The sequence below is a fragment of the Marinobacter xestospongiae genome (genome assembly GCF_023156385.1).
Lineage (GTDB): Bacteria > Pseudomonadota > Gammaproteobacteria > Pseudomonadales > Oleiphilaceae > Marinobacter > Marinobacter xestospongiae.
In genome coordinates this window covers 1-11679 of the sequence record NZ_JAKZAK010000014.1, presented here as the reverse complement: position 1 = coordinate 11679, position 11679 = coordinate 1, and the positions used below count along the sequence as shown (strand labels likewise).

Here is an 11679-nt window from a genome sequence, read left to right as displayed (position 1 = left end):
CGCAATATAGTATTTATTCTATAATACTACGGGTCTATTGCTAGATTGCTCTGGCTGAAATAGTATCCGTACCCAATGGTAGAAAAGTTACCTTAGTGGGTTCTCATAGATCTACCAATAGCAGACTCATAAAAACAAATGATTTCCTGGAGCGACGTCCCACAAAACGTTCCATAAAACATTCTATAAAAACTACAGGGTGCAAAGAGGAAACGTCCCATGACCTCGATCTTTGAGTCCGGCCTGGAGCCGGTCAACGCCAACTACGCCGTTCTGTCCCCGATCGATTTCATTGCCCGCACGGCAAGCGTCTATCCGGACTACCCCGCCATCATCCACGGTGATATCCGCTACAACTGGCAGCAGACCTACGACCGCTGTCGCCGGCTGGCGTCCGCCCTGGCCGGGCGTGGTATCGGCAAGGGTGACACGGTGGCGGTGATGCTGCCGAACATTCCGGCGATGGTGGAGTGCCATTTTGGTGTGCCGATGATCGGCGCGGTGCTCAACACCCTGAACGTGCGGCTGGACGCGGAGGCCATCGCCTTCATGCTGGAGCATGGCGAAGCCAAGGTGGTGATTGCCGACCGCGAGTTCGGCGAGGTGATCCGGGCAGCGGTTGCCCACCTGGAGCACGCGCCGCTGGTGATCGATGTGGATGATCCCGAGTACGGCGAAGGCACCGCGGTCAGTGACCTGGATTACGAGGCCTTCCTGCAGGAGGGTGACCCGGCGTTCAACTGGCACCTGCCGGCGGACGAGTGGGACGCGATTTCCCTGAACTATACCTCCGGTACCACCGGCAACCCCAAGGGCGTGGTGTACCACCATCGTGGCGCCTTCCAGAACGCCCTTGGCAACCAGGCGGTCTGGTCCATGGGGCAGCATCCGGTGTACCTCTGGACCCTGCCGATGTTCCATTGCAACGGCTGGTGTTTTCCCTGGACCGTTACCGCGCTGGCAGGCACCCACGTCTGCCTGCGCCGGGTTGATCCGGAGAAGATCCTGCGGCTAATCCGCGATCACCAGGTCACCCACATGTGCGGCGCACCGATTGTCCTCAATGCCCTGCTGAACGTGCCGGAAGCCGCCAAGGGTGGCATCGATCACACCGTCAACGCGATGACGGCCGGGGCCGCGCCGCCAGCCCAGGTGATCGGCTCGGTGGAAGAAATGGGCATCCGCATTACTCACGTGTACGGCCTGACCGAAGTCTATGGCCCGGTCACTGTGTGTGCCTGGAAGTCGCGCTGGGATGAGCTCAGCCTGGACGACCGGGCAACGATCAAGGCCCGCCAGGGTGTGCGCTATCCGACGCTGGCCGGGATGATGGTGGGTGATCCCAACTCCATGGAGCCGGTGCCGAAGGACGGCAAGACCATTGGTGAGATCTTCCTGCGCGGCAACACTGTGATGAAGGGGTACCTCAAGAACCCCACAGCCACCGAGGAAGCCTTCCGCGGCGGCTGGTTCCACACCGGCGACCTGGCGGTGTGGCACGAGGACGGTTACATGGAAATCAAGGACCGCCTCAAGGACATCATCATTTCCGGTGGTGAAAACATTTCCACCATCGAGGTGGAAGACGCCCTCTACCGTCATCCGGCGGTACTGGAGGCGGCGGTGGTGGCCCGCCCTGATGAGAAGTGGGGGGAGACTCCCTGCGCCTTCGTGGCGCTGAAACCGGAAGCCGGTGAGATCAGCGAGGAAGACCTGATCAACTTCTGCCGTGAGCGTCTGGCCCGCTTCAAGGTGCCCAAGACGGTTGTCTTTACCGATCTGCCGAAAACGTCCACCGGCAAGATCCAGAAATTCGTGCTGCGCGACCAGGCTCGCCAGCTCGACTGATGACGGCGCGGGGACGGGCCGGTCCCGGCTCGCCCCGCCGCATCACCTCTCAATCCCTGACAAAAACAACATCAGGCCCTCCCGCCGGAGGTGCCAGGAGGTTTCGCTATGCAAATGTATCACCGTAATGAGGGCGCCGAGCAGCCCTACTGGGCGGCCGGACCGTTCAAGATCCGCCTGCCTTTTGTTCACTACCGCTGGGAAGTGGCGGAGATGGTCCAGGCACTGATCATGTTTGTGGTCAGCCTGGCGATGATCCCGCTGCTGGAGAAGTACCTGGGCGTGCCTTACGACGTTGCCCTGGCCTATGTGGTGGTGTGTGGTATCGGCTTCATGCTGCCGGCCCTGCTGGGGGTGCCGCTGGTGCCGGGCTGGATTACCCCGGGGATTCCCGTGGTGCTGCTGTTCCTTGGTGAGTTCGAACCGGGGGCGGAAGCGATTCAGGCGCTGTTCGCGCTGCAGTTCCTGGTGTTCCTGATCTTTCTGGTGCTGGGCCTGACCGGCATGGGCAACAAGCTGGTACAGCTGATTCCCCGTTCGATGAAAGGCGGCATCATCATTGGCGCCGGTATTGCGGCGCTGATGGGAGAGATTGAGGCCGGTGGCCGGCTGGCGGAGACGCCGATTTCCCTGATTCTGGGTGGTCTGGTGTGCCTGTACCTGATGTTCTCGCTGTCGTTCAAGGGCTTTGTCGAGACCAACACCATTGCCCGCAAGATCGCCAACTACGGCATGGTGCCGGGGATGGTGGTTGCCATCCTGGTGGGCTTTGCCACCGGCGAGTACGACGTGCCGGACGTGCAGTGGGGCATTACCCAGCCGGCGTTCGGGGAGCTCTGGAACTACCTGCCGTTCACCGTTGGCTTCCCGTCCGCTGAGGTGTTCATGCTGGCGGTGCCCACGGCGGTGATTGCCTACATCATTGCCTTCGGGGACATCATTGTCGGGAAGTCGCTGATGGATCGTGTTGACCACCTGCGCAAAGACGAAGACATCGACAGCAGCATCGATCGGGTACACCTGGTCACCGCCATCCGCAACGGCATGCACGCGTTCTTCGCGCCCTATCCGGGGCTGGCCGGGCCGATCTGGACGGCGGTGACCGCCACCATGGCGGAACGTTACAAGTACGGCCGCAAGGCGATGGACTCCATCTACAGCGGCGGCGGTACCTTCTGGATTACCGGGTTCATTGCGCTGTTCGTGTTGCCGCTGGTGAGCTTCTTCCAGCCGGTGTTGCCCATCGCGCTGTCACTGACCCTGCTGCTGACCGGTTACATCTGCCTGATGGTGGGTCTGGAGCAGTTGGAGAACAACACCGAGCGCGGCATTGCCGGCACCATGGGCGTAGTCCTGGCGGTGTACGGTGCGGGCTGGGGCCTGGCGACCGGGGCGGTGCTGTACCTGCTGATTGAGCGCAGCAAGCTGATTGGGTTTACGCCGGACCCGGAAGCGCCCGGCGCCCGCGCGGCCGCGGAAGAGCACTGATTATCCTGCGTTGAGCCATTGTGTGTGCTTTGGGGAGCTTAGGCTCCCCTTTTTTATGTCTGTTGGTTGGGGCGCGCTGGTCACTTTGGGACGATTGTTGATCAGGGAATGTACAAGCGGGGAGGGGTGTTTTAAGTTGCCAGTAGAGGCTTTGTTATCCGGAAAGGCTCCGCAACAACAATAAGTGTAATAAGGAGGCTGCCATGTCCATCAGCACTACGTCCACCAACACTGCGTCTATCAGCACTACGCCGGACGGCGTCACCGTGGCGCCACGCAACCTCAAGTTCGATGTGTCCCCGGACCTCAAGACCTGGTGGCACAGCAACGATCCGTTTCGTACCGCCTTCTTCAACGCCCTGTCGCTGCAGTTTCCCGAGGGCGAGCAGCAGTTCATCAATGCGGTGCGGCTGTACCGTGACCGCATCGACGACCCCAAGCTCAAGGCTGAAATCCGTGGCTTTATCGGCCAGGAAGCGCTGCACAGCCGCGAACACCGGGACTACAACGAGGGCCTCAAGGCGCGGGGGTATGACATCGACGCCATCGACGCCCGCTTCCATCGCCACATGGCCTGGGTCGGCCGCTTGCCGGCCAGCCGTCAGCTGGCGGGTACCTGCGGCGCTGAGCATTACACCGCCGTACTGGCCAACGCCATCCTAAGCCACCCGGAGTGGATGGAGGGGGCGACCCCGGCGATGCAGCGGCTGTGGCGCTGGCATGCCATTGAAGAAACCGAGCACAAGTCGGTGGCCTTTGATGTGTATCGCCAGTGTGTCGGTAACGAGCGGCTGCGGCGGGTGGTGTTCCTGTTCGTCACCTTTAACTTCTTCAAGTACACCTTCCTCAACACCTGCAGTTTGCTGAAGCGGGATGGCAAGCTCTGGAGCCTGAAAACCTGGCTCGGCGGGCTGAACTTTCTCTGGGGCAAGCCTGGCGTGTTGCGCCGCTGTCTGCCGGAGTTTCTCGGCTACCTGCGGCGGGATTTCCACCCCTGGCAGCAGGACAACCGCGAGCTGCTGCGCAAAAACCTCAGCGCGCTGAAATCCGGGTAGGCTGATATCCGGATCGCCGTTGCGGTGGGGGCCGGGCAGGGGTGCTGAATTTGTGACCAGTTTGTGGTACACATGGCATCCCTCACAACAATGATAACAATAGCAGCCGGACAACCGGCTGGAGAGACCCGGAGGTCCCGATGCGCGTTGGTCTGATCGTAGACTCAGCCTGCGACTTGCCGTATGAGTTCAGGCGCAAGCACGACCTGTTTGTGCTGCCAATCACCGCCACCATCGACCACCAGACCTACATCGATGAGCATGATCCGGTGCGCACCCAGGAGTTCTACCAGAGTGGCCTGCTGCAGAAAGGCCACCACGCAGAAACCCAGGCCTTTACCGCCGAGCAGATCCACGACCTGTTCATGGAGCGGATCGTCAGCCAGTTTGACGTCGCCATCTGCGAAACCGTTACCCGTTCCCGTAGCCTGATCTATCAGAATGCTTCCGCCGCAATGAACACGGTGATGGCCCAGTACCGCGAGGTACGGGATGCCGCCGGCGTTGAGGGCAGCTTTTCCATGCGGGTGATCGACAGCAAACAGATCTTCGCCGGCCAGGGCCTGCTGGCGGCCCACACCCTCAGCCTGCTGGACAAGGGACTGTCGAAGAACGCCCTGCGCCATGAGGTGGAGTCGTTTACCGACCGCATCTACACCTGTGTGATCCCCCGGGACCTGCATTACATCCGCGAGCGCGCCCGGCGTCGGGGTGACAAGAGCGTATCCGCCTTGGTGGCCTTCCTCGGCCGGGCGCTGAACATCACCCCGGTGATCTTCGGCCAGGGCGCCGAGGGCCAGCCGGTGGCCAAGACCCGCAATTTCGAGGTGGCGGTGGAGAAGGTCATCAACTACGCCATTGGCCGGGTTGAGGCGGGGCTGCTGACGCCCTATGTCAGCCTGTCCTGTGGTCTGTCCTGGCCCGAGATCGAAGAGCTGCCCGGCATCAACCGCTTGCGCGACGCCTGTGAACGCCAGGGCGTGGAACTGCTGCTGTCGCAGATGGGCATTACCAGCAGTATCTACCTGGGGCCCGGCAGCGTCTGTCTGGCCCTGGGCGCCGAGCGTCACCACTTCAACGACTTCCAGTAGGCTTGGCCGCGGCGCAGGCGGTGGCCGTCCCATTGGGCAAAGGGCCTGCCGGCCGCTTCGTGCTAGCCTGCGCAAAACAATCAAGCAGGAACGCTGCCCATGTCCCAAGTCGAAACCCTCGATCTCGCCACCGAGCTGCTGGAGCAGCACGTCAAACACGAGCTGGCGGCCCTGAAAGGGGCCAAGCTGCGCAAATCCCTGGAACGGGAGGTCAGGGCGCTGTTTGGCTACGCCGGCCAGCTGACCCTGAACCGGGTCTGCTCCGCCGAACAGGTGATGGGCGTAATCCAGCGGCTGGTGATGGATATGGAACTCGATGCCGGCATCCCGGAACTGGCGGCAGAGATGGCGACCGAGGTCCTCAATGCCGACGTGCAGGCGCAGACCCGGCTCAAGGACGTGTTGTCACGGGAGCAGGCCACCGCGTTTCTGGAGGAGGCGCTTGAGCTCAAGCACCACCGGGAACGGGTGATCAGCAGCATCATGGCGCACCCGGTCTATCAGGAGCTGGTGTCCAACGTGGTGTACCAGGGGCTGGTGAACTACCTCTACGAAGACAACCTGATCACCAAATCGGTGCCGGGGGTGGGCTCGGTGATGAAGTTTGGCAAGAAGATGGCCAACAAAGCCGTGCCCGGCCTGGACGAGACCTTCGAACGCCGCATCAAGGGCTGGCTGTCAGACAGCCTGCCGGGGCTGATCAGCCGCAGTGAGGCCTTCCTGCACAAGGCACTGACCGACGACGAACTGCGGGACACCGTAATGGCGGCCTGGGTCAGCCTGGAAGACCACACCATTGCTGAGCTGCAGGAAGGCCTTGGTGACATCCAGCTCCAGGAGTTTGTGGTGCTGGGCTACGAATTCTGGCTCAGCTTCCGCCAGACCGCCTACTTCGAGGGCTGCTGCCGGGCGGTGGTGGAGAAGCTGTTTGAACGCTACGGCGATCAGCCGTTAACGGTGCTGCTGGAGGATGTGGGGGTGGATGAAGCCATGGTGATGGCGGAGCTGGACGCCTTTGCCCTGCCGATTGTGGACGTGCTCCGGGAGGAGGGGTATCTTGAAGAGGTGTTGCGCCGCCGCCTGTCGCCGTTCTACAAGTCGGCGGCGGTCAAGAAACTCCTGGCTCGGGACGACTGATCACGCTGAGGTGGCCGGTTGCCCGGGCCGCCTGTGCTTGTGGTGAGTTATGCCGTCCATCGAACTGCTTGGCGCCTACCTGGTGGCCATTTTCCTGCTGACCATCACCCCCGGGGTAGACACCCTGCTGGTGGTGCGCAACACCGCCCGTTCCGGGCTGCGGGCCGGCTCGGTCACCAGTCTGGGGATCTGCAGCGGGCTGTTTGTGCACGCCACGCTGTCGGCGGTGGGCATCTCGGTGATCCTGGTACAGACCGCCTGGGCCTTTACCCTGCTGAAATGGGCCGGCGCCTGCTACCTGATCTGGCTGGGCGTCTCCAGCCTGCGCCAGGCCTGGCGCAAGCCCGCTATGGACTCCACCCCTGTCGCGTCGGCCACGGTACCGCCACGATTCCGGCGGGACTTCCGCGAGGGCCTGCTGTCCAACGTCTTCAACCCCAAAACCGCGCTGTTCTACATGGCGTTCCTGCCGCAGTTTGTTGACCCGGCCGGCAACGTCTTCCTGCAATCGCTGATGCTGGCGGCCATCCACTTTCTGCTGGCCATGGTGTGGCAGTGCGCCGTGGCGGCTTTGGTCGCCAGATCAAACCGCCTGGCCACCCCCGGCTGGCTGCGGCGCACCATGAACGGCCTCACCGGCTGCGTCTTTGTCGGCATTGGCGCCAAGGTGGCGATGACCCAGGCCTGAGTGCTCAGGCTTTCAGCCAGGCTCTTCTCTCCAGAGTTGTGCTGCATATAGCTCTGCAGGTCATGGTGCGGAGTCTTGGCCTGGATCAAACCGATGTTGAGCCACTGTTGCACAATGCAATTTGGTGCTGGCAAGCAAGCTGGGTCAGTCGTGACCGGGCGAGGGTTCGCCAGCCGTGGAGTCTCACAGCCTGGAGATCCGGTCATGGATAAAATGCGGAACTGGTATCAGCAGGGAGTGGCTGAGGTGCTTGAGGCATTGCAGACCACGTCTGGTGGCCTGTCAGACCAGGAGGTCAGAGCCCGGCAGCAGCAACATGGCTTGAACTGCCTGCCGGAGCCACAACGCCAGCGCCCACTTACCCGATTCCTGCTCCAGTTCCACAACATCCTTATCTACGTTCTTCTCGGCGCCGCCGCGATCACCCTGGCCCTTGGGCATTGGCTGGATACCTCGGTGATCCTGGCGGTCGTACTGCTCAACGCCGCCATCGGTTACCTCCAGGAGGGCAAGGCCGCCCGGGCGATCGCCGCGATCCGTCACATGCTGGCGCCGCAGGCATCGGTGATCCGCGATGGCCGGCGCCAGTCCGTGGCCGGCGATCAGCTGGTCCCGGGCGACCTGGTGTTGCTGGAGGCGGGTGATCGGGTGCCGGCCGATCTGAGACTGGTTACGGCTCACAGCCTGCAGATTCAGGAAGCCATTCTCACCGGGGAGTCGATTGCGGTAGAGAAGGCTGTCGACCCGGTGGCGGGGGAGTCGTCGCTGGCCGAGCGCAGGTGTATGGCGTTCAGCGGCACCACCGTAACCAGCGGTCAGGGACGGGGGGTGGTGGTTGCCACCGGGTTGGCGACCGAAGTCGGCCGGATCAGCGGCATGCTGACCCAGGTGGAAACCCTGCAAACCCCGCTGCTGGAACAGATGTCGGCGCTGGCCCGCTGGCTGACGCTGCTGATTGTGGTGGTCGCCGGCCTGATCCTGGTGTACGGCGTTTTCGTTCAGCAGCAGCCGTTTCGTGAGCTGTTCATGGCGGTGGTGGGGTTGTCGGTGGCCGCGATTCCGGAGGGGTTGCCGGCGGTCCTGACCATTACTCTGGCGGTGGGCGTTCAGGCGATGGCCCGACGACACGCCATCGTGAGACGGCTGCCGGCGATTGAGACCATCGGCTCCGTATCGGTGATCTGCACGGACAAGACCGGCACCCTGACCCGGAACGAAATGAGTGTGGTCACCGTGATTGCCGGTCAGCAGCATTTTGGCGTTGAGGGAGAGGGCTACGCGCCGGACGGGGAGCTGACGCAGGATGGCCAGGTGGTGTCGGTTGAACAGATGCCTGCGGCTGTCCGGGAGCTGATCCGGAGTGGGGCGCTGTGTAATGACGCCGAGCTTAGCAAGCGGGAGACCGGCTGGCAGGTGCAGGGTGATCCCATGGAAGGCGCGCTGCTGACGCTCGCCGGAAAAGCCGCGCTTTACCCCGATGACCTGAGACGGCATTGGCGGCGCACCGATGTGATCCCGTTCGATACCGACAACCGCTTCATGGCCACCCTCAATCACGACCATGAAGGGCATGGCATGATTTACCTCAAGGGGGCCCCGGAAGCGCTGCTGGAATTGTGCTCCGGGCAGCTGGATGGCGCCGGTGACACGGTGCCGCTGGACAGCGAGTTCTGGCGGCAACAGGCGGACCGCATCGCCCGGCAGGGGCAGCGGGTACTGGCGTTCGCCTGCCGGCCGGTCCCCGAACACAAAGTCGTGCTTGATACGGCCGACCTGGCCTCGGGCATGGCGTTCATCGGGCTGGTGGGGCTGATCGACCCGCCACGGCAAGAGGCCATTGCGGCGATTGCGGAATGCCTTGGGGCCGGGATCGAAGTGAAGATGATTACCGGAGACCATGTCGCAACGGCATCCGCCATTGGCCATCAGATCGGCTTGCCGGAGCGCGCTCCACCACTGACCGGCGCCGAGCTGGAGCGGCTGGGAGACGCGGAGCTTGCCGTCAAGGCGCTGGACACCAACGTCTTCGCCCGCACCAGCCCCGAGCACAAGCTGCGCCTGGTCAAGGCGTTGCAGACCCAGGGGCGGATTGTCGCGATGACCGGAGATGGGGTGAACGACGCCCCGGCGTTACGGCGGGCGGACGTTGGCATCGCCATGGGCGGCAAGGGCACGGAAGCGGCCAAGGAGGTCTCCGACCTCGTGCTGGCGGATGACAACTTCGCTTCCATCGTGGCGGCCGTGCGGGAAGGGCGCACGGTCCGCGATAACCTCTGCAAGGTGATTGGCTGGACGCTGCCGACCAACAGCGGGGAGGCCAGCGCGATTATTGTTGCGCTGCTCAGTGGTGTTGCTTTACCAGTGACACCGATCCAGATTCTCTGGATCAACCTGATTACGGCCGTTTCCCTGGGGGTCGCACTGGCTTTTGAACCCACGGAAGCCAACACCATGCTAAGGCACCCCCGACCCCGCAACGACCGGTTACTCTCCGGCGCGCTGGTTTGGCAGATTCTGGTTGTATCAGCACTGTTCCTGAGTGGTGTTTTCGGGATTTATTTCTACGCCATCAGTGCGGAGTATTCGGTAGAACTGGCCCGCACGCTGGCGATGAACACACTGGTCGTGATGGAAATCTTCTATCTGTTCTTCATCCGCAACATGCAGAACACCGTGCTTACCTGGCGAATGATCCGGGGAACCCCCATTGTCTGGATGGCGGTGCTTGGCGTCACCGCAGGACAGTTCGCCATAACCTATTGGCCCTGGGCCCAGCGGATATTCGACACCCGACCGGTCGGATTGCGGGAGGGGCTGCTGGTAGTGGCTATTGGGGTCGTGCTTTTGGTGGTTCTGGAACTGGAGAAGCAGGTTCGGCTGCGGTTGTTTGATGCCGATGTAATGCCTCATAGTCCTCAAGAGAAATCATGACCACGGACTGCGCCTTGCTCCAAGTGATGATCACGGGCGAATGGTTTTCGCAGACCTGCTCCATGGTTTTTGCTCGATTGGTTCTAGCTGCTGTGTAGCTAATGGCATCCATAAGGCTGCTACTGTACGCATATGGATTTAACCGTCGGCTGCCTGGCGAGCGCTTTTCCGCCCCCTCGACCTCCAAACCGGTGCGTGAGCCGGTGGGCGTGGGGGCTGTGAAAAAGTCCCGGAATCCACCATCTCGCTCTGATAGCATCAGAATCTCGCAGGCCGACAAGGACCGCTCCCATGCTCCGATTCAGGCACTACAACTACGACCAGGATTCGATGGTCGTGATCAGCTACCAGGATCAGCTCCAGACGGCTTGGTAGCCCCCCCCCCTGAGGTCGCGTTGTAGCTCCCGGCAGACGGTGCTGTTGTGGCAGCGAAGAATCGTGGCGATCTATGGTTAGCTCTTGTCTGCCACACGCAGGGTAGAAATCTGGTGTCGTTGTTTCTGGGTCAGTTATCGGTATCCCATCAATGCTTCACTTTGATCGTTAAAGGGAATAAGGGGGCCGGCAGCGACCCTCCTTTCTCTACCTCGTTATCTCAAAGTACCGGGGTTATTGTCTGAATTCAGGAGGCTAGAGAGCCTCTGATCAACGCCGAGAGTGGATCGCTCTGATGGCCCCGAAGGGCGCGCTTTAAGGGCTGCATCTGCAGCGGTGCCATTACCTGCGAACCGCGCCTTGCAGCCACAGCCCTCAGATCGCGCAGAGGCGACTCGGAGTTAATCAGAAGCTCCCTAAATTAATCTCACTCATTGAAACATCGCTCCCTTTTAGTCCAGCCACTCACATTCAGCTCGAATGGCGTGAATGCCAGCACCGAAATAGCTATCTTTAGCTCCACGCTCAACTTGATAAGCCAACCGCTCCAAATCTTTATCATTACGACTATCTACGGGAATGCCGGCCAGTTTGATTTTAATCAGACCATTAAAGTCTTCATTGCGATTGGGGTTTTCATCCGGGCCTTTTCCATATTCACCCACAATATCGAGAGCGGCAACACCTGCATGCCGAAAGAGGAGGTCTAAATCATCGCCACGCACCGTCACCTCATAATGTTCAGAGTCATCCGGCTCTTTCACGCATTGTACGTCTATCGCAGGTTTTTCTTCATATTCCAGAGTCGGCTCCATCTGCCCTAGAAGCTCAGATTTGCTGACCACTAATAAGGCATCTTTCGGTTTAGAAGCACAATTTAATGAGATATAAAACGTCTCATCAAGCAAGGTCGGCACATTTAACGGGTTAAATTGATATGGTTCTGGCACTGACAATAACTGATTAATCAGAGTGTCGCCGCTTTTGTCGTATACGCGAATAGTAGGGTCATAGGTGGTAAAGACATATAGGTATTCACCATCAAACACCACATTTGAGGCAAAGC

Annotated in this window: 9 protein-coding genes; 7 read left to right on the top strand and 2 right to left on the bottom strand. The window is 61.0% G+C overall.

The genetic code is table 11. The features are described 5' to 3' along the window. Positions 1-219 precede the first annotated feature (219 nt). The 7 genes from MLD24_RS11115 to MLD24_RS11085 all read left to right on the top strand — a co-directional run bounded on the left by MLD24_RS11115 (position 220) and on the right by MLD24_RS11085 (position 10238). Positions 220-1848 carry an acyl-CoA synthetase gene (locus MLD24_RS11115; protein ID WP_227171935.1) on the top strand — a complete coding sequence of 543 codons (1629 nt, stop codon included), beginning with the start codon at positions 220-222 and terminating at the stop codon, positions 1846-1848. 108 nt (positions 1849-1956) lie between these two features. Beyond that, the gene (locus MLD24_RS11110) at positions 1957-3336 is read left to right on the top strand and encodes a solute carrier family 23 protein (protein ID WP_227171934.1); all 1380 of its coding nucleotides are present in this window, start codon (positions 1957-1959) and stop codon (positions 3334-3336) included. Between the two features lie 203 nt (positions 3337-3539). Further along, a complete protein-coding gene (locus tag MLD24_RS11105) occupies positions 3540-4391 on the top strand; it encodes a metal-dependent hydrolase (RefSeq protein WP_248166668.1) in 852 nt (283 codons plus the stop codon). Positions 4392-4531: 140 nt separating this feature from the next. Next, positions 4532-5482, top strand: a complete 951-nt coding sequence (locus MLD24_RS11100; protein ID WP_248166667.1) for a DegV family protein — start codon at positions 4532-4534, stop codon at positions 5480-5482. Between the two features lie 99 nt (positions 5483-5581). Continuing rightward, complete coding sequence (locus tag MLD24_RS11095) at positions 5582-6619, top strand: hypothetical protein (protein WP_248166666.1); 1038 nt, start codon at positions 5582-5584, stop codon at positions 6617-6619. Positions 6620-6668: 49 nt separating this feature from the next. Next, positions 6669-7307 (top strand): LysE family translocator, encoded by a 639-nt coding sequence (locus MLD24_RS11090; protein WP_248166665.1) that lies wholly within the window; start codon positions 6669-6671, stop codon positions 7305-7307. A 204-nt stretch (positions 7308-7511) separates the two neighbouring features. Further along, complete coding sequence (locus MLD24_RS11085; protein WP_248166664.1) at positions 7512-10238, top strand: cation-transporting P-type ATPase; 2727 nt, start codon at positions 7512-7514, stop codon at positions 10236-10238. Here the strand turns inward: MLD24_RS11085 and MLD24_RS21680 are convergent. Together MLD24_RS21680 and MLD24_RS11075 are read right to left on the bottom strand one after the other, a co-directional pair. After that, the gene (locus MLD24_RS21680; RefSeq protein WP_344816060.1) at positions 10135-10350 is read right to left on the bottom strand and encodes a type II toxin-antitoxin system Phd/YefM family antitoxin; all 216 of its coding nucleotides are present in this window, start codon (positions 10348-10350) and stop codon (positions 10135-10137) included. The two genes, MLD24_RS11085 and MLD24_RS21680, sit on opposite strands and share 104 nt — an antisense overlap. A 715-nt stretch (positions 10351-11065) precedes the next feature. Further along, on the bottom strand, positions 11066-11679 hold a 614-nt coding region (locus MLD24_RS11075; protein WP_248166663.1), incomplete at its 5' end, for a hypothetical protein.

Coding starts and splice junctions, on each gene's coding strand:
- MLD24_RS11085 (WP_248166664.1), top strand. CDS start 7,512: ATGGATAAAATGCGGAACTGGTATCAGCAGGGAGTGGCTGAGGTGCTT.
- MLD24_RS11100 (WP_248166667.1), top strand. CDS start 4,532: ATGCGCGTTGGTCTGATCGTAGACTCAGCCTGCGACTTGCCGTATGAG.
- MLD24_RS11105 (WP_248166668.1), top strand. CDS start 3,540: ATGTCCATCAGCACTACGTCCACCAACACTGCGTCTATCAGCACTACG.
- MLD24_RS11095 (WP_248166666.1), top strand. CDS start 5,582: ATGTCCCAAGTCGAAACCCTCGATCTCGCCACCGAGCTGCTGGAGCAG.
- MLD24_RS11110 (WP_227171934.1), top strand. CDS start 1,957: ATGCAAATGTATCACCGTAATGAGGGCGCCGAGCAGCCCTACTGGGCG.
- MLD24_RS11090 (WP_248166665.1), top strand. CDS start 6,669: ATGCCGTCCATCGAACTGCTTGGCGCCTACCTGGTGGCCATTTTCCTG.
- MLD24_RS21680 (WP_344816060.1), bottom strand. CDS start 10,350: ATGGATGCCATTAGCTACACAGCAGCTAGAACCAATCGAGCAAAAACC.
- MLD24_RS11115 (WP_227171935.1), top strand. CDS start 220: ATGACCTCGATCTTTGAGTCCGGCCTGGAGCCGGTCAACGCCAACTAC.